Source organism: Streptomyces xantholiticus (assembly GCF_014651015.1).
Taxonomy (GTDB): domain Bacteria; phylum Actinomycetota; class Actinomycetes; order Streptomycetales; family Streptomycetaceae; genus Streptomyces; species Streptomyces xantholiticus.
On sequence record NZ_BMWB01000001.1, the window covers coordinates 550,779 to 574,273 of the forward strand.

At 71.5% G+C, this 23,495-nt stretch carries 18 protein-coding genes and 1 pseudogene; 5 read left to right on the forward strand and 14 right to left on the reverse strand.

Going from position 1 to position 23,495, the window contains the following annotated elements:
- Positions 1-205 precede the first annotated feature (205 nt).
- The 13 genes and pseudogenes from IE198_RS02565 to IE198_RS02625 all read right to left on the reverse strand — a co-directional run bounded on the left by IE198_RS02565 (position 206) and on the right by IE198_RS02625 (position 15,904).
- Positions 206-1,996, reverse strand: a complete 1,791-nt coding sequence (locus IE198_RS02565; protein ID WP_229833698.1) for an alpha/beta fold hydrolase — start codon at positions 1,994-1,996, stop codon at positions 206-208.
- A gap of 185 nt (positions 1,997-2,181) precedes the next feature.
- The gene (locus IE198_RS02570) at positions 2,182-3,111 is read right to left on the reverse strand and encodes a S66 peptidase family protein (protein ID WP_189882116.1); all 930 of its coding nucleotides are present in this window, start codon (positions 3,109-3,111) and stop codon (positions 2,182-2,184) included.
- Positions 3,108-5,105 (reverse strand): S9 family peptidase, encoded by a 1,998-nt coding sequence (locus IE198_RS02575; RefSeq protein ID WP_189882118.1) that lies wholly within the window; start codon positions 5,103-5,105, stop codon positions 3,108-3,110. The genes IE198_RS02570 and IE198_RS02575 overlap by 4 nt, the downstream gene beginning before the upstream one ends.
- 11 nt (positions 5,106-5,116) lie before the next feature.
- Positions 5,117-6,463, reverse strand: coding sequence for a M20/M25/M40 family metallo-hydrolase (locus IE198_RS02580; protein ID WP_189882121.1), 1,347 nt, complete (start codon positions 6,461-6,463; stop codon positions 5,117-5,119).
- The gene (locus tag IE198_RS02585) at positions 6,456-7,292 is read right to left on the reverse strand and encodes a M55 family metallopeptidase (RefSeq protein ID WP_189882123.1); all 837 of its coding nucleotides are present in this window, start codon (positions 7,290-7,292) and stop codon (positions 6,456-6,458) included. Before IE198_RS02585 ends, IE198_RS02580 begins: the two co-directional genes overlap by 8 nt.
- 120 nt (positions 7,293-7,412) lie before the next feature.
- Entirely contained in the window at positions 7,413-8,636 is a 1,224-nt protein-coding gene (gene rocD, locus IE198_RS02590; RefSeq protein WP_189882124.1) for an ornithine--oxo-acid transaminase, read from the reverse strand.
- A complete protein-coding gene (gene ddaH / locus IE198_RS02595; protein WP_189882126.1) occupies positions 8,633-9,463 on the reverse strand; it encodes a dimethylargininase in 831 nt (276 codons plus the stop codon). The genes rocD and ddaH overlap by 4 nt, the downstream gene beginning before the upstream one ends.
- A 204-nt stretch (positions 9,464-9,667) precedes the next feature.
- Positions 9,668-10,318, reverse strand: coding sequence for a maleylpyruvate isomerase N-terminal domain-containing protein (locus tag IE198_RS02600; RefSeq protein WP_189882128.1), 651 nt, complete (start codon positions 10,316-10,318; stop codon positions 9,668-9,670).
- A 44-nt stretch (positions 10,319-10,362) separates the two neighbouring features.
- Positions 10,363-10,863, reverse strand: coding sequence for an Lrp/AsnC family transcriptional regulator (locus IE198_RS02605; protein WP_189882130.1), 501 nt, complete (start codon positions 10,861-10,863; stop codon positions 10,363-10,365).
- A 73-nt stretch (positions 10,864-10,936) separates the two neighbouring features.
- Positions 10,937-11,842 (reverse strand): DUF8017 domain-containing protein, encoded by a 906-nt coding sequence (locus tag IE198_RS02610; RefSeq protein ID WP_189882132.1) that lies wholly within the window; start codon positions 11,840-11,842, stop codon positions 10,937-10,939.
- Between the two features lie 33 nt (positions 11,843-11,875).
- Positions 11,876-12,439 (reverse strand): annotated as a pseudogene (locus IE198_RS02615) (SpoIIE family protein phosphatase); the annotation flags it as partial.
- Between the two features lie 376 nt (positions 12,440-12,815).
- Positions 12,816-15,224: an MFS transporter gene (locus IE198_RS02620; protein ID WP_189882134.1), complete on the reverse strand. Its 2,409-nt coding sequence runs from the start codon at positions 15,222-15,224 to the stop codon at positions 12,816-12,818.
- A gap of 236 nt (positions 15,225-15,460) precedes the next feature.
- Positions 15,461-15,904 carry an SRPBCC family protein gene (locus tag IE198_RS02625; RefSeq protein ID WP_189882136.1) on the reverse strand — a complete coding sequence of 148 codons (444 nt, stop codon included), beginning with the start codon at positions 15,902-15,904 and terminating at the stop codon, positions 15,461-15,463.
- Between the two features lie 137 nt (positions 15,905-16,041).
- Between IE198_RS02625 and IE198_RS02630 the strand changes: the two genes are divergently transcribed.
- A complete protein-coding gene (locus IE198_RS02630) occupies positions 16,042-17,070 on the forward strand; it encodes an Rv2578c family radical SAM protein (protein WP_189882794.1) in 1,029 nt (342 codons plus the stop codon).
- Between the two features lie 76 nt (positions 17,071-17,146).
- Positions 17,147-17,677: a GNAT family N-acetyltransferase gene (locus IE198_RS02635; RefSeq protein ID WP_189882138.1), complete on the forward strand. Its 531-nt coding sequence runs from the start codon at positions 17,147-17,149 to the stop codon at positions 17,675-17,677.
- A gap of 390 nt (positions 17,678-18,067) precedes the next feature.
- Here the strand turns inward: IE198_RS02635 and IE198_RS02640 are convergent, their stop codons facing one another.
- Positions 18,068-18,637, reverse strand: a complete 570-nt coding sequence (locus IE198_RS02640) for an adenylosuccinate lyase (protein WP_189882140.1) — start codon at positions 18,635-18,637, stop codon at positions 18,068-18,070.
- A 358-nt stretch (positions 18,638-18,995) separates the two neighbouring features.
- Here IE198_RS02640 and IE198_RS02645 point away from each other — a divergent pair, with 358 nt between their 5' ends.
- The 3 genes from IE198_RS02645 to ccrA all read left to right on the forward strand — a co-directional run bounded on the left by IE198_RS02645 (position 18,996) and on the right by ccrA (position 23,483).
- Positions 18,996-20,777: a 3-hydroxyacyl-CoA dehydrogenase family protein gene (locus IE198_RS02645; protein WP_189882142.1), complete on the forward strand. Its 1,782-nt coding sequence runs from the start codon at positions 18,996-18,998 to the stop codon at positions 20,775-20,777.
- A 112-nt stretch (positions 20,778-20,889) separates the two neighbouring features.
- Positions 20,890-21,732 carry a TetR family transcriptional regulator gene (locus tag IE198_RS02650; protein WP_229833699.1) on the forward strand — a complete coding sequence of 281 codons (843 nt, stop codon included), beginning with the start codon at positions 20,890-20,892 and terminating at the stop codon, positions 21,730-21,732.
- 413 nt (positions 21,733-22,145) lie between these two features.
- A complete protein-coding gene (gene ccrA, locus IE198_RS02655; RefSeq protein ID WP_189882146.1) occupies positions 22,146-23,483 on the forward strand; it encodes a crotonyl-CoA carboxylase/reductase in 1,338 nt (445 codons plus the stop codon).
- Positions 23,484-23,495: the final 12 nt, after the last annotated feature.

Consider the following 23,495-nt stretch of genomic DNA (forward strand, 5'->3'; position numbering starts at 1 on the left):
GGTTGACGCCGAGACTGATCGGTGGCACGCGCCGGCGGGCCGACCCGGTGCAGTCGGCGGAACCCGTCGCGCTCCTGGCCGTCCTCGGACACCTGCTTGGCCTGCACCCTCGCGGCCGGCAACAGCACCCGGTTCCCGCTCAGCCAGGCCACCGCACGAAGGGAACGCGGGTACGGGTACCCGGTCCACGGCGCGTGACAGCCGATCAGGACTGCCTGCCCCCCACCACCGGCATTTCCAGCACCCCCATGTCGTCGGGCGCGCTGACGACGGTCACCGGTTTGATGCCGCGGTTCCCGAAGTACGCGGTGTCGCTCGCGGCGATCACGAACTCCAGCCGGTGGCCGGCCTCGTAGCGGTGGACGATACCGGGGAGCTCGACGGTGAAGGGGCGGGTGACGTCCGGGACCCGGACGGGTGCGACCAGGCGGTTCACGAGGGTCCTGGTGCCGTCCGGTGCGAGGTCGTAGACCTTGGCGAACAGAACCAGCTTGTCGGCCGCGTCGTCCGAGTCCTGGACCCGCTCCGCCTCGGGCGAGACGACCTTCAGCCGGGCCCTCGGCGCGCCGACGACGTCGACCGGTCCCGCCAGCGGCTCGCCGCGCCAGCTCAGGTGCGTGCCCCTGAGGTCGTACGGCTCGGGGTCCGGCAGGCCGAGGACGCCCGCCAGTGACGACTCCGAGTGGCTGGTCGGGAACAGCCGGTTGGCGTAGCTGCGGCTGCCGGGGGCCACCTGGGAGGGAGTGTCGACGAGTTTGCCGTCGCCGGAGAGGTAGAGCTTCCGGGAGAGGGGCGGTACGGCGCCCGCCTCGCCGTATCCGCTCCGCCAGTCGCGGTAGTAGGCGAAGGCCGGGCCGGTGTCCGTATTCGCGTTCTTGTGCAGATACCGGTCGAACCAGGCGAGGATCCGCTTCCCGACGTAGCTGGTTTCGAAGTTCCCCTCACCGAGGTTGAGCTCGCCGGAGGCGGGATCGGTCATACCGCCGCTGTGTCCCCAGGACTGCCAGATCATCTTGGCCTCGGTGCCCTGGGCCTTCAGTGTCTCGTAACTCGCCTGCGCCTCGTGGAGGGTGAAGAGGCTGTCCGCCTGCCCCTGGACGAACAGGGTCGGCGCCTCGACCTGGGGCAGGTAGGAGACGGGCGAGACGCTGCGGGCGAAGCGCTGCATCTCGTCGACCCGGTCGGCCGGGTAGCGGCCCGAGTTGAGGAGCCGCTGGGTGTCACAGGCCCGGGCGACGAAGTGCAGACAGGTCAGGGATCCGAAGCGGGAGGGATCGATGCCGGGGTTGATCAGCGGCTGGCCCTCGCCGATGAGGAAGAAGCCGTTCGTCCACTGCCATTTGAAGGCGCCGGGGACGGTGGTCCCCGTGGCGTTGTTGGGATCGAGCGAGTGGTTGAGGTCGTTCCATGTGATCAGGGGGACGAGCGCGTCCACCCGGTGGTCCACCGCGGCGGTGGCCAGTTGGACGGCGCCGCCGTACGAGCCGCCGATCATACCGACGCGCGGGTCACCTGCGCCGTCCTTGAGCACATGGTCGATGACGGTGCCGTCGTCGGCGGCGCGAGTGCCGGCCAAGAAGTCGATCAGCCGGGACGCCGCGCGGCCGTCGAGCTGCGGGTCGTCGAGGGAGATGAGACAGCCCGACTTGCCGAAGCCCAGACCCGAGTAGGCCAGGGCCACATAACCGCGGGCGGCGAACGCCTTCGCGGTGGCGTCCGTGGAGCCGTCGGCCTTGCTGCCGCCGAAGCCGTTGGTGGTCAGAACCGCAGGAGCGGGTCGTGCGGCGTCGACACCGGCGGGGCGGTAGAGGTCGGCGTCGATCGCACAGGTCCTGTCGCCGCCCGCCACCACGGTGAACTCCAGTGCGGTGACCGTGTACTGACCGGCCGTCGGGTCGTCGGCCGCGGCCGGGCAAGCGAGTGCGAGCGGTGCGAGCAGCGCCGTTCCGACGGCCAGGGCCAGCGACTTGCGGCTTCGGGGCAGGGCACGGGACACGAGGACCTCCACGTCGAGGACGCCATACCGACCGGTAAGTAGGGGCTGGCGCCATGGTGTTCCAGGTGTCAGATGCACGTCAACGCTCGTGCGGACACTTCTTGACAGGAATTCAACGGGCCCCGTCCGGGGGCAGCCCGTCACCCGGGCTCACCCGCCCCTCCGGCGAGCCGCCGTCGTCGGCGTCAGGTGAGGGCGGGGACGTCCAGGGTCACGGTGTGGGCGTCCGCGTCCAGTACGGCCGGGATGCCGAGCGGCATCGTGAGATTCGTCGGGCCGTGACCGAAGCCGAACTCCTCGACTACCGGAACACCCAGGCCGCCGAGACGGTCGGCGAGTACCGCACGGACCTGCTCGTAGGGGCCGCACTCCGCCCAGGAGCCGAGGACCACGCCGGTGACGCCGTCCAGCCAGCCGACGCGCAGGAGTTGGGTCAGGATCCGGTCCAGGCGATAGTCCTCCTCCCCCACGTCCTCGAGCAGCAGCAGTCCACCCCGCGCCGACGGACGTCCGTGCGGTGTGCCGAGGTCGGCGGCGAGCAGGGCGAGGCAGCCGCCGAGGGTGACGCCGCGGGCCCTGCCGGGAACCATCGTGCGGGCGCCGTCCAGGGCGTGCAGGGTCCGCACCGACTCCGGCTCGAAGAGGGTGTCCCGCAGCGATTGCTGGGTGCGGACGTCCTTGAGGAAGGTCACGGCGCCGGCCATCGGGCCGTGCAGGGTGGCCAGACCCATCCGCATCGCGAACGCCTCGTGCAGCGCGGTGATGTCGCTGTAACCGACGAAGACCTTGGGACCGGCGGCGCGCATCGCGCTCCAGTCGGCCAGGTCGGCCATGCGCTGGACACCGTAGCCGCCGCGGGCGCAGATCACGGCGGAGACGGACGGGTCGCACCAGGCCTCGGTCAGGTCGCGGGCGCGGGCCTCGTCCGCGCCCGCGAGATAGCTCAGGCCCGGATGGGTCTCCCTGGCGTGCGGCATGACGACGGGGTCGAGGTCCCAGGCGCGCAGGATGTCCAGGCCGGCGTCGAGCCCCTCGCCGCGCACGGGGCCGCTGGGCGCGACGACGGCCACCCGATCGCCCGGTCGAAGGCGCGCAGGGCGGGTCAGCGGCGTCATTTCCTCAGCTCCAGCAGCGGAACGTCGGACCGGGAGACCCCGAACGTCTGGACGTAAAGGGACAGTTCGGCCTCGAGTGCCCGAACCATGGTGTCGGCCCTGCGGAATCCGTGGCCCTCGCCCTCGAAGGCGATGTACGCGTGAGGGATCTGACGTCCCGCCACCTGTTCCAGGAACCGCTCGCACTGCAGGGGCGGGCAGATCACGTCGTCCAGACCCTGCAGCAGCAGGAAGGGCGCGGTGATGCGGTCCACATGAGTGATGGGCGAGCGTTCGTCGTAGCGCCCTGGCACCTCGGCGAGCGGGCCGATCAGCGACTCCAGGTACTGCGACTCGAAGTCGTGGGTCTCGCCCGCGGCCCACGAACGCAGGTCGAGGATCGGATAGATGACCGTTGCGCAGGCGTACACCTCGGTGCCGGCGAGGGAGGCCGCCGCGGTCCAGCCGCCCGCGCTGCCGCCGCGGATCGCGAGCCGGGCCGGGTCCGCGGTGCCCTCGTCGGCAAGGGCCTGGGCGACTGCCGCGCAGTCCTCGACGTCGACCACGCCCCACTGCTCCCGCAGCCGGTTGCGGTACTCGCGGCCGTAGCCGGTGGAGCCGCCGTAGTTGACCTCGGCCACGCCGATGCCGCGCGAGGTGAAGTACGCGATCTCCAGGTCGAGTACGAGACCGGCGCGGCCGGTCGGGCCGCCGTGCGCCCACACCACGTACGGAGGGAGTTCGTCGTCCGGTGCGACCCGGTCGGGACTCTGCGGCGGGTAGATGTGGGCGTGGATGTCGCGGCTGTCGGGGCCGGTGAAGACGCGGATCTGCGGCTCCGGGTAGTACGCCGGGTCGACCGGGTCGTCGTGCGGGCTGCCGACGACGCGCGTGTGGCCGGTACGGGTGTCGAGCTCCACGACCTCGTAGGCGCTGCGCGGGCTGGCCGCGACGCCGAACACGCGGTCGCCGGCGGCGGCGAGGGTCGGCGCCCACTCGCTCCACGGTCCGGCGGCGTCGACGAGTTCGCCGGTCTCCGGGTCCAGTATCCCGAGTGCGGTGGTGCCCTTGCCGTGGATGACGGCGATCAGTCCGCTGCTCAGCGGCTGGAACCACTGGGAGCCGATCTTCCAGAGCGGTCCGCCGAACTCCTCACCGCGGCCCTGGCACAGCGGGGTGCGGTCCGCGGAGCCCGACGCGTCGGGCCGGATGCGCTGCAGGTCCCACCAGCCGCCGAGGTCACCGGTGAACAGCAGGGAGCCGTCCGGCGCCCACTCGACCTGGGCGACCGACTCGTCACTCTCGCCGGCCACGGGCCGGATGCCGCCGAACGGCCCGCCGTCCGTCACCTCGCCGAGCATCACGACCGTGGAGTCCCAGGGCATCTGCGGATGGTCCCAGGCGATCCAGGCCGCGTGCCGGCCGTCCGGCGACAGCCGCGGCCCGGTGACAAAGCGGTGCCTGTCGTCGCTGAGCTCCCGTACCGCGGACCGGTCGCCGGCCGCCGATCCGTCGAGCGGTACGGCGGCGATCACCCGGCGTACGTCGGTGGGCGAGGGGCCGGTGAACTCCTCCAGCACGCACCAGACTTCGCCGCGCTCGGGCCGCAGTTGCGGGTCCACCCAGCGGAGGCCGCCGCCGAATGGCGACACCGGGGTGAGCGGCCGCGGCTCGGCACCGGGTACGTCGGGCTCGTAGGCGTACAAACGCTGGTCGGGGAAGTGCACGAAGACCACGAGCGGACCGGCCTCGTCCCGCGCGGTCCCGGCCCACGGCATGCCGCCGTACTCGATGACCCGGCTGCGGACGTTCCACGGGGCGGGGAGGACCGATTCCTCCCTACCGTCGGCGAGCCGGCGCACCAGGGCGCGTCTGCCGCCCTCCGCGGGGCGCGGGGCGGTCCACCACACCTCGTCGCCGACGACGCCGAGGTACTCGGGGCGGCCGTCGTGCGAGGCGGCGAGCGCCGCGTCGATCGGTGACGGCCAGGTTCCGTACGCCCCGGTGGGCACCATGTCCGTTCCCCCTAAGCGGTCTGCAGATAGTGGTCGAGGACCCGGACGCCGAAGTGGAGGGCGTCCACGGGGACGCGTTCGTCGACGCCGTGGAAGAGTGCCTGGTAGTCGAAGCCGGGCGGCAGCTTCAGTGGCGAGAAGCCGTAGCCGGTGATGCCGAGCCGGGCGAACTGCTTGGCGTCGGTGCCCCCCGACATGCAGAACGGGACGACATGGGCGTCGGGGTCGAACGCTTCGAGTGCGGCGCGCAGTTTGGCGAAGGTCGGGGAGTCGACGGGTGCCTGGAGCGCGATCTCGTTGTGGTCGAACTCCCACTCGACGTCCGGGCCGGTCAGCGCGTCCATGGTGGCGAGGAACTCGTCGTCGGTACCGGGCAGGATGCGGCCGTCGACGAGGGCCATGGCGTTCCCCGGGATGACGTTCACCTTGTACCCGGCCTCCAGCAGGGTCGGGTTGGCGCTGTTGCGCACGGTGGCCTCGACGAGTTTGGCGGCCGGACCGAGCTTGACGAGCAGCTCGTCCACGTCGAAACCGGTGGCCTCCAGCTCGGCCGCGGTGAGCGAGATGCCGTGCAGCGTGGCCATTTCGAGCAGCGCCGCCTTGACGGTCGGGGTGAGCCGTACCGGCCAACGGTGTTCGCCGATCCGGGCGACGGCGGCGGCGAGCCTGGTCACGGCGTTCTCGCGGTTGACCTTGGAGCCGTGTCCGGCCCTGCCCTGGGCGGTGAGTTTCATCCAGGCGGTGCCGCGCTCGCCGGCGCCGACGGGATAGAGCGCGAGGCCCGGTCCGGCGTGGAAGGTGTAGGCGCCGGACTCGCTGATGCCTTCCGTGCAGCCCTCGAAGAGCGAGGCGTGCTCCTCGGCGAGGAAGGCGGAGCCGTCCTCCGCGCTGGCCTCCTCGTCGGCGGTGTACGCGATCACGATGTCACGGCGGGGCCGGATGCCGTGCCGGGCCCAGGCGCGGACGACCGAGAGGATCATCGCGTCCATGTTCTTCATGTCGACCGCGCCCCGGCCCCAGACCACTCCGTCACGGACCTCGCCGGAGAAGGGGTGCACGGTCCAGTCGTCCGGCTCGGCGGGGACCACGTCGAGGTGGCCGTGGACGAGGAGCGCGTCGGCCCCCGGGTCCCAGCCCTCGTAGCGTGCCACCACATTGGTGCGGCCGGGGGCGCGTTCCAACAGCACCGGATCGAGCCCGGCGCCCACCAGCCGCTCGGCGACGTACTCGGCGGCGGGCCGCTCCCGGCAGTCGCCGCCGCCCCGGTTGGTGGTGTCGATGCGGATGAGTTCGGAGGTGTACGTCACCACTTCGTCGAGGGCCCGGGCGTCGATGGTGGTGTCGGTCACGTCAGCCATACTGCTCCTCCACGGCGGCCGAGACGATCGTCGTGACCGCCTTGAATGTGCGGATGCCCTCGTACATCGTCCCGCTGGTGTACACGACCCGCCGCTCCCCGCGCGCCCTGGCCACGCCGGGTACGACGGTGGCCGCGGCCGCGAGATGCTCCGCGTCGAACTCGATCTCCACGGTGAACGGACCGGCCTCGACGGGCTCGTGGCGTACGGCGAGGGCGGCGGCCTCCTTCGCCGCGGCGCGGATGTCGGCCGCGGTGCGGGCGGGGGTGCGGCAGACGGCTGCGTAGCGCGAGACGTGGTCCTTGACGGCCACCTTGAGCGCCTCGGGCGCGTAGCCGAGGGCGTCCTCGCAGGTGAGGTCGTCGCCGGTGACGAGGACGACGGGGACGCCGTGTTCGGCGACGACATGGGCGTTGAGGTGGCCCTCGCTCGCGCGGACACCGTTCAGCCAGACACCGGTGACGGAGTTGGCGAGGTAGGTGTGGGCGAGGACGCCTTCGGTGCCGGCGCCGGTGTGGTAGCCGACGAAGGCGATGCCGTCGACGTCGCCGTGCTGCACACCTTCGACCATGGACAGGGACTTGTGGCGGCCGGTGAGCATCTGGGCCCGCTCGTCGAGTTCCTCGAGGAGGAGGTTGCGCATGGTCGAGTGCGCCTCGTTGATCAGCACCTCGTCCGCGCCGCCGTCGAAGAACCCGAGGACGGCCGCGTTCACGTCGGAGGTGAACAGGGACCGGCAGCGTTCCCACTGGGGGGTGCCCGGCAGTACGTCGGCCGGCCACGTCACCCCCGTGGCGCCCTCCATGTCGGCGCTGATGAGGATCTTCACGCTGTCTCCGTTCCGCCTCGGCCACGCTGCCAGAAGTGCACCTTACGACAGCGTGGCCGTGGACCGGAGGGGCTGGTCACCCGCGCTTCGGCCGTCCTGGGGAGCGGCCGAACCCAGGGGTCAGCCGAGGACCTTCTCCAAGGAGGTGAGGGCCGAGGTGAGTTCTTCGCGGGTGATCGTCAGCGGCGGCGCGATGCGGATCGTGGAGCCGTGGGTGTCCTTGACGAGAATGCCCTCGGCCATCAGGCGTTCGCTGATGTCCCGGCCGGTGCCGATGCCCGGGTCGACGTCGACGCCGGCCCACAGGCCCCGGGAGCGGAAGCCGACCACGCCCTTGCCGACGAGCCCGGCGAGGCCGTCGCGCAGCACCTCGCCCAGGTCGGCCGCCCGGCGCTGGAACTCGCCCGTGGCGAGCAGGTCGACGACGGCGGAACCGACCGCGGCGGACAGCGGGTTGCCGCCGAACGTGGAGCCGTGCTCGCCCGGGCGCAGCACGCCGAGGACGTCGCGGCGGGCGACGACCGCGGACACCGGCACGATGCCGCCGCCGAGCGCCTTGCCGAGCAGCAGCATGTCCGGGACGACGGACTCGTGGTCGACGGCGAGGGTGGTGCCGGTGCGGCCGAGGCCGGACTGGATCTCGTCGGCGATGAACAGGCAGCCGGCCCGGCGGGTCAGCTCGCGCACGCCTGCGAGGTAGCCGTCGTCGGGGATGAGGACGCCCGCCTCGCCCTGGATCGGCTCGATGAGCACGGCGGCCGTGGTCTCGTCGACGGCGTTCTCGAGCGCGGCGAGGTCGTTGTAGGGGACGACGCGGAAGCCGGGCGTGAACGGGCCGAAACCGCCGCGTGCGCTCTCGTCGGTGGAGAAGCTGACGATGGTGGTGGTGCGGCCGTGGAAGTTGCCGTCGGCCACGACGATCGTGGCCCGGTCGGGGGCTACGCCCTTGACCTCGTACGCCCACTTGCGGGCGACCTTGATGGCGCTCTCGACGGCCTCTGCTCCGGTGTTCATCGGCAGGGTCATGTCGAGCCCGGTGAGCTCGGCGAGGCCCTCGGCGAAACCGGCGAGCCGATCGTTGTGGAAGGCGCGGGAGGTGAGGGTGACCTCGTCGAGCTGGCGGTGCGCGGCGGCGATGAGGCCGGGATGGCGGTGGCCGAAGTTGAGGGCCGAGTAGCCGGCCAGCATGTCCAGGTAGCGGCGGCCCTCGACGTCCTCGACCCACACGCCTTCGGCGCGTGCGACGACGACGGGCAGCGGGTGGTAGTTGTGCGCCAGCGTGGTTTCCTCGGCGCGGATGAGCTCCTCGGAGGAGCGCTGGGTGCGTACGGGCGTGAGGGTCATGCGCGGATCTCCTGAGTGCAGCACTTGATGCCGCCGCCGGCCTTGTGGAACTCCGACATGTCGACGGGGACGGGTTCGTAGCCGTGCGCGGCGAGTTGCTCGACGAGGGCGTGCGCCTGCGGGGCGACGAGGACGTGGCGGCCGTCGGAGACGGAGTTGAGGCCGAACGCCATGGCGTCGTCCCGGGTGGCGATCAGGGCCTGGGGGAACAGCCGCCGCAGCACCGCGAGGCTGTCCGGCGAGAAGGCCTGCGGGTAGTAGGCGATGTTCGCCTCCTGCCCGTCGTGCCCGTCCTCGAGGACGAAGAGGGCGGTGTCGAGGTGGTAGAAGTACGGGTCGACCAGTTGGAGGCCGATGACCGGCACGCCGAAGAACTCGTGCACCTCGCGGTGGGCCTCGACGGTCGTACGGAAACCGCTGCCGGCCAGGATGTGCTCACCCACGGGCACGAGGTCGCCCTCGCCCTCGACGACCGCCGACGGCCGGTGCACGTCGAAGCCGGCGACCTTGAACCAGGCCGCGTACACCTCTTCCTCCGGCCGGCGCTGCGGGGCGTGGAAGCGGGAGCCGAAGACCTTGCCGTCGAGGACGAGCGCCGAGTTGGCGGCGAACACCATGTCGGGCAGTTCGGCGTGCGGTTCTACGGACTCGACCTTGTGGTTGAGGGCCCGGTAGGTGTCGGTGAGTGCGGTCCACTGGGACCGGGCGAGGTCGAGGTCGACCTCGCTGTTCCCGCTCATCCACGGATTGATGGCGTACTTCACGTCGAAGTAACGGGGTTCGCAGACCAGGTAACGCCTGGGACGCGGCATGCGGCTGGGTGGCACCCGGTTTCCTCCCGATTCCTGGGACGACCGCTGGACGGCGGAGTCGACGGTGACGACCGGTGACGACCGGTGACGTCTCAACGGTAGGAATCGGAAGGTTGGGGCGACAAGGAACAAGTGCTGCGTGTATGCGCAGGAATGCTGCGTCATGAGGCCGTTCGGCGGCGTTTCGCGTCGCCCACCGGCTCACAGCACCCGTTCGGGTCATCCGAGCGGGGCTCCGTACCAGCGCCAGCCGGCCGGGCGGGGGCGGCCGGGGAGGTCGGCCCGGCCGGTGGACCACAGCAGTGCGGGCCAGGGCGCGGCGCCCGCAGGCATGTCCCGGAACAGGCGGGTCAGCACCCGCGAGCAGATGCCGGCGGGCGGTTCCCAGCCCAGGCCGAGCCCTTCGGCCAGGTCGTGGGTGTGCACCAGCGTCTCCACGATGCCCATCGCGGCGAAGCCCTCCGGGTCCGACGCCCCGAAGACATGGTGGGCCCGTACGTCAGAGGCGGTGGTGCGCACCATGGCGACCAGCAGCGCGCCGCTCGCCTCCAGCACCTGGAGCAGGCCGTCGGGGCCTGCGGAAGGGTTCGCGTGCACCGAGTTCGCCGGGCCGCCCGGCCGGCGGCTCTCGTAGACGAACGGCACTTCGCGGTCGAGCGGCGGGGTGCGGGGTCCGAGTTGGACGGCGTAGGCGAAAAGGTCGTCCGCCAGGTGTTCGGCCGTCTCCCAGCAGGTCCACTCCAGGGTCCCCGCCTTGCCGTCCCAGGCCGGCTCCGGCGCGTCCCGCAGCACCGCGACGGCGAGCTGCACGGCCCGGTCGAGGTCGTCGGCGGTGACCCGCGGGCGCTGTGCTCCTGCTGATCGCTGCATGGCGGAACGGGAACGCGCCCCCGGCCGCGGCGGCGGGGGCCCGGTCAGCTGCCGGCGTCCGGGGACGTCGCGGCGCGGCCGGCCCCGGCCTCGGGGCTGCCGGTCAGCAGGTGGGACAGCACCATGTAGCTGATCGTCTTGCGGATGAACGGTTCGGCCCTGATGCGTTCGAGCACCTCCTCGAAGTGCTCGACGTCCGTCGCCCGTACGTGCAGCAGCGCGTCCGCGCCGCCGGTGACCGTCATCGCGGCGGTGATCTCCGGGTGGTTGCGCACGACTTCGGCGAGGCGCCGGGGCGGGGCGGCGCTGTCGCAGTACACCTCCACGTACGCCTCTGTCGCCCAGCCCAGTGCGGCCGGGCGCACCGTGGTGGTGAAGCCGGTGATGATGTCGTTCTCGCGCATCCGGTCGACGCGGCGCTTGACCGCCGTGGCCGAGAGCCCGATGGCCGCGCCGATCTCCGAGAAACTCGTCCGCGCGTTCGCCACCAGAGCGGCGACGATCTTGCGGTCCAGCTCGTCGAACGGCGCGGATTTGTTGGTCATGTCGGTGTTCCTTCGGACGGCCCTGTCGCGCGCGGACACTATCGGAAGACGGCCGCGGCCCGCACGCGGACCGTCAGCCGCCGGCCAGGCGGACCGTGCTCAGGACCTTGTGGACCGTCGTGTCCGGAACCTCCTCCCGTACGCCCTTCGCTCCTACGAACGTCCAGGAGACGATGTCGCCCTTGGGGTTCTTGAAGGCGAAGGCGGTCGCCTTGCCGTCGGTGTCGCACTTGCCCTCGGGTTCGACGCCCATGGAGGAGGCGGTCGCCACACTGCCGGTGATGCCCGAGGCCGTGGTGTACGGCTCGGCCTCGCCCTTGGTCACCTTGGCCCTGTCCGGCTGGGTGTAGCCGCCGTACACCCACAGGGAGGCATTGTCGCGGGCGGCCTCCTGCGGCGTTCTCGCCCCGCCTTCGGCGCGGGAGCCGGCGGCGGCGAGCCAGGTCTCGTCCGGCGAGCCGTCGAGGTCGGCGTCGGACACGCACCACTTCTCCTCGAGCATCGCCGGGGCGGAGAAGCCGACGAGGGGAATCTCCTCCGGGTCGCTGTCGTCGGCGACATAGGTCGACCATGACGCCGGTCTGAGGCCCCACTCGGGCGGTACGTCGAAGGCGATGCCGGTCCTCGGGTTCGTCACGGTCCGCCAGCCGGGCACGGTCGGCTGCTCCCCGGCGTCCGTACGGGCGCCATCCGTCACAGGTGCGGAGGAACCGGTGGAAGCGGGCGGCCGGGCGCTCTCGTCACCGTCGCCGCCGAGGACCAGATATCCGGTGACCGCGGCGGCCACGACGACGACCGCGGCAGCGACCACGGCGACGACCGTGGCAGTGCCGCGGCGCTCAGGGACAGGTACGGCGGGGCCGGCGGGCTGCGTGGGCATGTTCCACGACTGCTGAGGGCCGCCAGGCGGCCCGTAGGGACCGGGCTGCGGGTGGTGCGGGTGCTGCCCGCCTTCCGGGTGCTGCTGTCCAGGCCACATGTGCAGCAACCTTAGGTTGCGCCCCGAAGCGCCTTACGGGAGGGCCAGTTCGAACCAGACCGTTTTGCCGCCCGCCGTGCGTCCGGTGCCCCACTTCGAGGACAGACTGCTCACCACGCGCAGCCCGCGCTCCCTGTTCGGCGTCCGGGCCTGCATCCTGAAGGGTCGGCAGCGTGTGGTCGTCGTCCGCGACCTCGCAGAGCAGCGACTCGGCCCGTACCAGCCGCAGTTCGGCTTGACGGGCACCCGAGTGCCGTAGGGCGTTGGCCACGACCTCTCCGGCCGGCAGCTCCGCGGTCTCCGTCAGCTCCTCCAGCCCCAGGCGGCCAGTCGTCCCCGCACCAGCCGGCGCGCCGGCGCCGCCTCCCGCGGTTCGACGGCCATGAGCAGTGCCACGTCGTCCTTGCGGCCGCCCCTGGCGCCCAGGGCACGGATGATGGTGTCGCAGGCGTCGTCCATGGAGGCGGCCGGGTGGGCGGCGGACTCGAAGAGCGTGGCCAGCCCCACGCCGATGTCCTTGCCGCGCATCTCGACCAGTCCGTCGGTGCACATCACGAGCCGGTCGCCGGGCGGCACCGGTACCCGGACGCTCTCGAAGGCCGGAGACCGGCAGCAGTTCGACGGCCCGTCGCCCGACGGCCTCGGCCCTGCCCGGGCCGAAGAGCCGGCATGGGGCCGGTGGACCAGTGCGAGACGAGGCCGTCCCCGTCCACGACGACCACGGCAAGCGGAATCCGGCGGCGGCGTGCTGCTGCGGCGAGGCCGACGGAGGACCACTGTCCATGGGTGGAGCGCTCCTTCCCCGCCGCCGGGGTCCGCGGCCCACGACCACGGTACGGCCGGTTCGGCGCGGTGCGCCGGGAAGTCACGGAGGGGGTGGTGCGCCGGAGCGAACCGACAAAGGGTCAAGCTGCTGGTTCTGCAGGGCACATGGCCACACTGCGAGGCACGTCCCTCCCCCGCGGCTCAGGGCTCAGTCGGCGTGGCCGAGCTGGAGGTCGCGCTCGGTCCGTCCGCCGCCGGCGACCTGGAGCACGGTCGCGACCGGCGGGTAACCCGATGCGATGACCGTGTACTCGCCGGACGACAGATCCACGAAGCGGAATGTGCCCTCCGGGCCGGTGGTGAGCGTGTCGACGACATTGCCCGCCGCGTCCAGCAGTGTCACGCGCGCATCGTCGACGGGCCGGCCGTCGCCGGCCCGCACCGTGCCGCGCAGCACGGCACCGCCGGCCAGTTCGATGTCCTGCCGGGTTTCCCGGGACGGCTGCACGCTCACCGGGTGGGCTGCGGGCCGGAAGGCGGGTGCGCTCGCCGCCAGGGTGTACTCCCCGGCCACCAGTTCCGTCATCACATAGCCGCCCTCCCGTCCACTGCGCGTCGTGGCCACGACCTCGCCCCGCACATCGGTGAGGGTGACGGCCGCGTCCCGTACGGCGCTGCCGTCGGCGGTGGCGACGACACCGGCGAGGCGGCCCGCACCGCCGAGGACGACGTCGAGGTCGACGGGCCGCTCGCCGACGGTGACGGTGACGGCCTGCGGCTGGTGGCCCCCGGCCGCCGCGATCAGCACGTAGGAGCCCGGGCCGGGGACGCTCAGCGCGTACCGGCCGTCCTCGCCGCTCCCTCCTCGGCCGATCTGCGCGCCCTGCGCGTCGACGAGGGTGAGGGCGGCGCGCGGGACGCTGCTGCCGTCGTGGTGCTGAACGGTGCCGCAGACGGGGACGCCGGCCAGGTGCGGTACCGGCGCGGGCCGGGTGGCGGCGGGGGCAGTGCGGGCGTGCGGGACGGCGGTGGTCTCGGCGGAGGCGTAGTGGGACATCAGCGGTTTCTCCTTGAGGAAGAAGGCGATGAACAGGCCGAGTACGAGCACCGGCACGAGGTAGAGGAAGATCCGGGGCATCGCGTCCGCGTATGCCTGGACATACCCGTCGCGCAGCGCGGGCGGCATGGCGTGCACCATCTGCGGGGTGATGGAGGACGGGTCGGGCAGACCGGCCCCGTCCGGAAGGCGGTCGGCGAGGGCGTCGGTGAGCCGGTCGGCGAAGAGGGTGCCGAAGACGGCGGCGCCGACGCTGCCGCCGATCTGCCGGAAGTAGTTGTTGGCGCTGGTGGCGGTGCCGAGGTCGGAGGGCGGCACGGAGTTCTGCACGGCGAGGATCAGTACCGGCATCACCAGGCCCATGCCCACGCCGAGCACGGCCTGCCAGAGGCTGTACTCCAGCCGCGGGGTGTCGGTCTCCAGCCGGGAGAGCAGCCACATGCCGACGGCGGAAAGGGCGCTGCCGAGCACCGGGTAGACCTTGTAGCGGCCGGTGCGGCTGATCAGCTGCCCGGAGACGATCGAGGCGACGACGATCCCGCCCATCATGGGGAGCATCAGCAGGCCGGACTCGGTGGCGCTGGCGCCGTCGACCATCTGCAGGAAGGTCGGCAGGTAGCTCGCGGCTCCGAAGAGCGCGATGCCGACCACGGCGCCGACGAGCGAGGTGATGTTGAAGACGGAGTCGCGGAACAGCCGCAGGGGGATGACCGGTTCGGGCGCGAAACGCTCGACGACCAGGAAGAGCACGGTGCTCGCCGCCGCTCCGGCGCCGAGGCCGGCGATCACGCGCGAGCCCCATGCGTACTCGGTGCCGCCCCAACTGGTCAGCAGCACCAGGCAGGTGGAGGCCGCGGCGAGGAACAGCGTGCCGAGGACGTCGAGCCGGGCCCTGACCGCGGGCCTGGGAAGCTTCAGCACCGCGCTGACCACGACCAGGGTGACCAGCCCGAAGGGGACGTTGAAGTAGAAGCACCAGCGCCAGGAGGCATGGTCGGTGAAGAAACCGCCGAGCAGGGGGCCGGCGACGGAGGCGAGTCCGAAGGCGGCGCCGATCAGGCCCATGAACCGGCCTCGTTCGCGGGGCGGGACGATGTCGGCGATGATCGCCTGTACGCCGATCATGAGCCCGCCGGCGCCGATGCCCTGGACGGCGCGGAAGGCGATCAGCTCGTTCATCGAGCGTGACCAGCCGGCGAGCGCGGAGCCGACGACGAAGACGACGATGGCGAACTGGAAGACGCCCTTGCGGCCGTAGAGGTCGCCGAGTTTGCCGTAGACCGGCAGACCGATCGTGGCGGTGAGCAGGTAGGCGGTGATCGCCCACGACATCCGGTCGAGGCCCTGCAGCTCGCCGACGATCTTCGGGAGGGCAGTGGCGACGATCATCTGCTCGAGCGCGGCGAGCAGCAGCGCGAGCATCAGGCCCATGAAGACGAGCCGTACGCGGCGGGGGGTGAGCGGCGCCGGGGCCGTCTCCGAAGCGGGCGGCGGCGGGTCGACAGGGCCGCTGGTGGCCGGTGCGGCCGGTTCGTCCTTGACCAGAGTGATGCCGCCCACGTCCGTCTCCCCTCGACGCACTGCTCGTCGCGCTGTGCGGCGTCATTCTTCGCATTGCGCGCGAAGGGGGGAGCAAGTCGGGCACGGGCCGGCCGGGCGTTCGCGAGCCGGCTCAACACCCCTCGGAGGGGGCGCATTTGGGGCGCTCACCAGCGGCTTTCCCAGTGACCCGGCGCGCGCGGGAGCGCGCCGGGCGCACGTCGGTACGGCGGGAAAGACCACTCGAACCGGTGAGGTTACTTCTCCACGCTCGCGGCAAGGTTGGCGAGCACGGCGTCGTAGATACGGCCGAGACCCTTGGGGGCGAAGGTCTTCTCGAAGAAGCCGCCGATGCCGCCGGCCCCGTTCCAGACGGTGGTCACGACCACCTTGCACCTGCCCTCGCCGGCCGGCGTGACCGTCCAGGTGGTGACCATGGAGGAGTTCCGGTCCTTCTCCACGAGGCGGCCGTCGCTGGTTTCGGTCACCTCGAGCAGGCAGTCGCGGACACGCTTGCTGGTCGCCTGGAGCTTCCAGTGGACGAGAGTGCCTTCACCGTCGCCGCCCTCGCGGACCTCGTACTCGCTGAAGTGCTCGGGCAGGAGCTTCGCGCGGGTGTTCTCGTAGTCGGCCACGGCATCGAACACCGTCTCCGCGTCCGCCGCGACGATCCGTTCCGTGGTGGCTTCGACCTGCGCCATTTTGCTTGCTCCTCCAACACTCGCTCCAGCGGGACACCGCTAGCCAACCACCTTCGGCGCGGGCCCCCAAATCACGATTGCGGCGATCATGGGAACAGGTGTTCTATTCTATGGCCAGAGCGAACGAGGAGGCACCCATGCGCTGGGACAACCTGGTCGACGGCCCCGCCACATCAGGGGACTCCGCCCTGTTCGGCATGTCCGCGGTCACCACCCGGACCTTCGACACCCCCGAGTTCCGGGGCATCACCTTCCACGAGGTCCGCGCCCGTTCGATCCTGAACCGGGTGCCCGGCGCGTCGCGAATGCCGTTCGAATGGACGGTCAACCCCTACCGGGGCTGCACCCACGCCTGCGTCTACTGCTTCGCCCGCAAGACCCACAGCTATCTGGACCTGGACACCGGTCTCGGTTTCGACTCCCAGATCGTGGTCAAGGTCAACGCCCCCGAGCTGCTGCGCCGCCAGCTGGCCTCCCGCCAGTGGCAGGGCGCGCACATCGCCATGGGCACCAACGTCGACTGCTACCAGCGGGCGGAGGGTCGCTACCGACTGATGCCGGGGATCATCTCGGCGCTGCGCGACCACGCCAACCCGTTCTCCGTCCTGACCAAGGGCACGCTGATCCTGCGCGACCTGGATCTGCTGGTCCAGGCCGCCGAGGTCACCGACGTCGGCATCTCCGTCTCCGTCGGTTTCACCGACCACGAGCTGTGGCGCACCGTCGAACCGGGCACCCCCTCTCCCGAGCGCCGCCTGGACGTCGTACGCACCTTCACAGAGCACGGCATCGACTGCGGCGTCCTGATGGCGCCGGTCATCCCGTTCCTCGGCGACCGCCCCGACCAGCTGCGCGCCACGGTCCGGGCGATCGCGGCCGCGGGCGCGACCTCCGTCACCCCGCTCGTCCTTCATCTGCGCCCCGGCGCCCGCGAGTGGTTCATGGCCTGGCTGTGCGAACACCATCCGCATCTGGTGGCACGGTACGAGCGGCTGTACGCGGAGGGCGCCTACGCGCCAAAGTGGTACCAGCGCCGGATCACCCGCCATGTGCACGAACTGGCCGCCGAGTTCGGCATCGGCCCCGCCGACCGGGGCAGCCACCGCCGGCTGCCCGTGCGCCCCGAGCCCGTGGCGCCGGAGCCGACGCAACTCACGCTGCTGTGACGCCAATTCCGGTAGCGTCGACGGATCTCGGCGGCCAGTGTGCCGATCGGCTGCGGCGAGGGGAGGCCACGGAGTGATGAGCATGCGCGTGCGGGCCATGACGATCGACGACTGCGACGCGGTCGCCACGATCCGCGTGGGCGGTTGGCGGTTCGCGTACGCCGGTCTCCTGCCCCAGTCGTATCTGGACGCGATGAACACGGCGGACGAAGCGGCCGACCACCGCTCCCGTCTCCTGGCGGGTACGGCCGCCGAGGTCAGCAACGTGGTCGCCGAGTGGGACGGCGAGGTGGTCGGCTGGGGCTGCTTCGGCCCGCTCCGCGGCAGGCACGGCGATCAGCGTCCGGGCGCGTGCGAGCTCTACGCGATCTACGTCCGTCCGGAGCGCATGTCCAGCGGCGTGGGACACGCCCTGATGGCCGAGCTGACGGGCCGCGCGAGGGCCGGCGGTTTCGAGGAGATGCTCCTGTGGGTCCTCAAGGACAACGCCCGCGCCCGCCGCTTCTACGAGCGGGCGGGTTTCGCACCGGACGGTGCGGAGGAGATTTTCGAGGTCGACTGCGAACTCGTCCCCAAGGTCCGGTACTCCCGGCGCCTGGTGGCGTGACCGGTTCCCGCACCCCACGGCCGGCAGTTGCCGTCCCGACCCGCGCCTCCCGGCGATCCGACGTGCTCCTCTCAGTGACCGGCCGCCTCCGGGGCGCGCCGCAGACCGTCCGTGGCCGACGCCGACGGAGCTGCCGGGCCGGTGACGTCAGTGCGTCCCGGGCGGAGCCGAGGGCAGCCGGATCGCCGTCCTCGGGGCCTGCGCCGCACGCGCCACACGGGCTTCCTCGAGCCCTGGCCTCCGCGAGCGGCTCCCGGGCCGGGCCGTGGTGTGCAGAGGGACGACCCGTTGCCGGCGCTTCAGCAGCCCGAGGTCGGTGAGCCGGGACACGAGCCCGGCGGATACGCGGTCGATGTCCCTGGCGGACGTTCTCGACGCGGCATGTCTGCCTCACGTCTCCAGCCGCGCCAGCGCCGCCGACGCCGCCGCCTCGAGACGGGGGTGCGGCAGGGCCGCCCGGACGACCTCGGCGGCGCGCCTGTCGCCCAGCGCACCCAGTCCCTCCACGCACGCCAGAGCCACCCGCCAGTGCGGGTCGCCGGCGGCGAGCCGGCGGCCGAGGACCGTGATCAGGGCGGGGACGGACTCCGGAGCGCGCAGGCGGGTCAGCAGGCGGACCGGGAACAGGGCGTAGGCGACGCGGAGTTCGTTGGTGGCGAGCGCGGCGGCGGCCCGGGGCGTGCGGGGGTCGGCCAGCTCGGCGAGGGCATGGGCGGCGGACATGCATCGCTCGGGGTCGCGGTGGTTGAGCAGCAGGACCAGGGACTCGAAGGCGCGGCGGTCCCCGGCGCAGCCGAGGCGGAACGCGGCGAGTTCGCGTGCCCACAGGGGACGGCAGGGTTCGGTGAGGACCGAGACGAGTTCGTCCGGATCGGCGGTGGTCAGCAACCGTTCGTACGCGGGGCCGCCACCCGCCTCGTCGCGCAGCCGGCTCGCCAGCGACCGTAACTCCTCGTCCATGGCGGAATCGTAGCGACGGGACGGGGCCGCGATCCAGATCACATGGATGCGCCTCGGTCGAGGGCTGGCGCGCTCGTTACCGGCGAGTTAATCTCAGGTGAGCGGGGCACCCCCGCGACTCCCGGCGGCCTGGTGACGCAGCCGCCGAGAGGTTGTCGGTTCGGCTTCGGGGTTTCGAGCACCACGAAGCACGAAGTACGACGTGGCCAGGGACAGGCCCGTCGACCCAGCACCATGACACGCGGTTCCCGCGCGCCGTACGCCCTTTCGGTGTCCGGCCCTCGCGCCTGTGGCGTTTCTCCCGTTCCGCCTCCGCGCGCGCTCCTCATCAGTCGTCACTCATCCCTGGAGTCCCGTGATGGACACCCCTCTCCAAACCATTGCCGTTGTCGGCCTCGGCACCATGGGCACCGGCATCGCCGAGGTCCTCGCCCGCGCCGGCCGTGAGGTCATCGGCATCGACGTCAGCGACGCCGCCGCCGGCCGGGCCGTCGTCGCACTCGAGGCCTCCACCGCCCGCGCCGTGGAGCGCGAGCGGATCACCGAGGAGGAGCGCCGCAACACCCTCGCCCGCTTCCGCACCTTCTCCGATCTGCAGGCCGCCGCAGGCGCGGACCTCGTCATCGAGGTCGTGCCCGAGTCGTACGAGGCCAAGCAGCAGGTCTTTCGCGAGCTCGACGCCGTCGTCCGCCCGGAGACGATCATCGCGACCGGCACCAACGCCCTGTCCGTCACCCGGCTCGCTGCCGACTCCGAGCACCCGGAGCGCGTGCTCGGACTGCACTTCTTCAACCCGGCCCCGGCGATGAAGCTCGTCGAGGTGGTCTCCTCCGTGCTGACCGCCCCGGCCGCGGTGGAGGCCGTGACGGCGCTCGCCCGGGAGCTCGGCAAGGAGCCCGTCGCCGTCGGCGACCGTCCCGGATTCATCGCGGACGGCCTGCTGTTCGGCTACCTCAACCAGGCGGCGGCGATGTACGAGTCGCGCTATGCCTCCCGCGAGGACATCGACGCGGCGATGAAGCTCGGCTGCGGTCTGCCGATGGGCCCCCTCGCGCTGCTCGACCTGATCGGCATCGACACCGCCCGCACCGTGCTGGAGGCCATGTACGCGGAGTCGCAGGACCGGCTGCACGCGCCGGCGCCGATCCTCAAGCAGCTCAGCGAGGCCGGCCTGACCGGCCGCAAGTCCGGCCGCGGTTTCTACACCTACGCCGCGCCCGGCACTGCCGAGGTCGTGGACGACGCCCTGACCCCGCGGCCGCTCTCCGGGGCCACCGCCGGCCGTGAGGTCCGCTCGGTCGGCGTGGCCGGCTCCGGCACCATGGCGAGCGGCATCGCGGAGGTCTTCGCCAAGGCCGGTTACGACGTCGTGCTCGCCGCCCGCAGTCTGGAGAAGGCCGAGGTGGCCAAGGCCCGGATCGGCAAGTCGCTGGCCCGCTCGGTCGCCAAGGGCCGGATGACGGAGGAAGCCCGCGAGGCCACCCTCGCCCGGATCGCCCCGGCCGGGTCGCTGGACGCCTTCGCCGATGTCGATCTGGCGCTGGAGGCGGTGGCCGAGGACCTGGAGATCAAGCAGCAGCTGTTCGCCACCCTGGACAAGATCTGCAAGCCGGGCGCGGTGCTCGCCACCACCACCTCCTCGCTGCCCGTCGTCGCCTGCGCCCGCGCCACCTCGCGGCCGCAGGACGTCATCGGCATGCACTTCTTCAACCCGGCCCCGGCGATGAAGCTGGTCGAGGTGGTCCGTACGGTCCTCACCTCCGACGATGTGCACGCCACGGTCCGCGAGGTGACCACGAAGATCAAGAAGCACCCGGTGGACTGCGGCGACCGTGCCGGATTCATCGTGAACGCGCTGCTCTTCCCGTACCTCAACAACGCGATCAAGATGGTCGAGGAGCACTACGCCTCCCTCGACGACATCGACGCCGCGATGAAGCTCGGCGGCGGCTACCCGATGGGCCCGTTCGAGCTGCTCGACGTGGTCGGCCTCGATGTCTCCCTCGCGATCGAGAAGGTGCTGCACAGCGAGTTCCGCGACCCGGGCCTCGCCCCGGCGCCGCTGCTCGAGCACCTGGTCGCCGCGGGGTGCCTCGGACGCAAGACGGGCCGCGGCTTCCGCGAATATGCCCGGCGCTGAGCTCGACGCAGGCTGGGGCGGGCTGCTTGGTCCGGGCGGCCCGCCCCCGGGGGAGACGCCGGGCAGCAACCCGCAGGCGCATCCAGCTGACCGAATGCAGTACGTTCAGATCATGCCCACGCCCGCTGAATCCTCCCGCCGCTCCGGCCGCGCCGGCGCCCAGGCCGACGCTCCGGAGAGCGCCGCGGGCTCCCGCGCCGCCGCGCAACGCCTGAAGATGCGCCGCGAACTGGCCGCGGCCGCCATGGAGTTGTTCGCGACCAAGGGCTACGAGGCGACGACGGTCGACGAGATCGCCGCCGCGGCGGGCGTGGCACGGCGCACCTTCTTCCGGCACTTCCGCTCCAAGGAAGAGGCGATCTTCCCGGACCACGACGACACCCTGGTGCGGGCGGAAGCGGTGCTGAACGCCGCGCCGCCCCACGAGCATCCGCTCGACACCGTCTGCCGGGGCATCAAGGAGGTGATGCGGATGTACGCCTCCTCCCCCGCCGTCTCCGTCGAGCGCTACCGTCTGACCCGCGAGGTGCCCACCCTGCGGGAACGTGAGATCGCCTCGGTGGCCCGCTACGAGCGGCTGTTCACGCGCTATCTGCTGGGCCACTTCGACGAGCGCGATCACCACGACGGCAACGACGACCCGCTGCTGGCCGAGGTGGCCGCGTCCGCGGTGGTCACCGCGCACAACCATGTGCTGCGCCGCTGGCTGCGGGCCGGCGGGCAGGGCGACGTGGAGGCTCAGCTGGACCACGCGTTCGCCATCGTCCGCGACACCTTCGGTTCCGGGATAGGGGCGGGCCGCAAGCACGCGGCGGTCATGGCCGACGCCGCGGCGGCCGAGGAGCCTGCGGCGACGGCCCGTACGCAGGACGAGGTGCTGGTGGCGGTCGCGCGCACGGACGCACCGCTGAGCGAGGTCATGCGCACGATCGAGCAGGCGCTCAAGCAGTCCTGACCGCCGCATCCACATGCGGCTGATGGCCGCCCGATCGGGGCGGCCATCAGCCGTTTTGCGGGGCACTTCGATCGATCATCGCTCATACGTGTCGCGCAGATTGCATCCAAGAGAAATTCTTGGCACGGAGTGTCTTGCGGGCTGGCACGCCGTGCCATACGTTGATGTTGTCCGGGCGGCCGGCGTGCAGAGAACACTCGTACGCCGGCTGTCCCAGCAACCCTTAGCGGTTGCCCGCCCGGACGCCTGCGTCACAGGCACCTTCAAGCGCCCACCCGCGCTGCCAGCAGCACCACCCGCCGAACCGACGGCACACCTCCACAGCAGCAACACCACCCGACGTACCCCTCAGCGTCCGCGAGGACGTTCGCTCCCCCGGACGCCGTCCGGGGGGACCCCCTGGAGGCAACACCGTGAAGGAAATCCTGGACGCGATCCAGTCGACGGAATCCACGTCGGCCGACTTCGCCGCACTGAAGATCCCCGAGTCGTACCGCGCGATCACCGTGCACAAGGACGAGACGGAGATGTTCGCCGGTCTCGAGACCCGGGAGAAGGACCCGCGCAAGTCGATCCACCTGGACGACGTGCCCGTGCCGGAGCTCGGCCCGGGCGAGGCACTGGTGGCCGTGATGGCCTCCTCGGTCAACTACAACTCCGTGTGGACCTCGATCTTCGAGCCGCTGTCCACCTTCGGCTTCCTGGAGCGCTACGGACGGCTGTCGGAGCTCACCAAGCGTCACGACCTCCCCTACCACGTCATCGGCTCCGACCTCGCGGGCGTCGTCCTGCGCACCGGCCCCGGCGTGAACGCCTGGAACCCGGGTGACGAGGTCGTCGCGCACTGCCTCTCGGTCGAACTGGAGTCCTCCGACGGCCACAACGACACGATGCTCGACCCCGAGCAGCGCATCTGGGGCTTCGAGACCAACTTCGGCGGCCTGGCGGAGATCGCACTGGTCAAGTCGAACCAGCTGATGCCCAAGCCGAAGCACCTCAGCTGGGAGGAGGCGGCGGCCCCGGGCCTCGTCAACTCCACCGCGTACCGCCAGCTCGTCTCCCGCAACGGCGCCGGCATGAAGCAGGGCGACAACGTCCTGATCTGGGGCGCGAGCGGCGGCCTCGGCTCGTACGCCACGCAGTTCGCGCTGGCCGGTGGCGCCAACCCGATCTGTGTCGTCTCCAGCGACCAGAAGGCGGACATCTGCCGCGCGATGGGCGCCGAGGCGATCATCGACCGCAACGCCGAGGGCTACAAGTTCTGGAAGGACGAGCAGACCCAGGACCCGAAGGAGTGGAAGCGCTTCGGCAAGCGCATCCGCGAGCTCACCGGGGGCGAGGACATCGACATCGTCTTCGAGCACCCCGGCCGCGAGACGTTCGGCGCGAGCGTCTACGTCACCCGCAAGGGCGGCACCATCACCACCTGCGCCTCGACCTCGGGCTACATGCACGAGTACGACAACCGCTACCTGTGGATGTCGCTGAAGCGGATCATCGGCTCGCACTTCGCCAACTACCGCGAGGCGTGGGAGGCCAACCGCCTGATCGCCAAGGGCAAGATCCACCCCACGCTGTCGAAGGTCTACTCGCTCGAGGAGACCGGCCAGGCCGCGTACGACGTGCACCGCAACCTCCACCAGGGCAAGGTCGGCGTCCTCGCGCTCGCCCCCGAAGAGGGTCTGGGCGTCAAGGACCCGGAGATGCGCGAGAAGCACCTCGACGCGATCAACCGCTTCCGGAACGTCTGAGGGCTGAGGTCC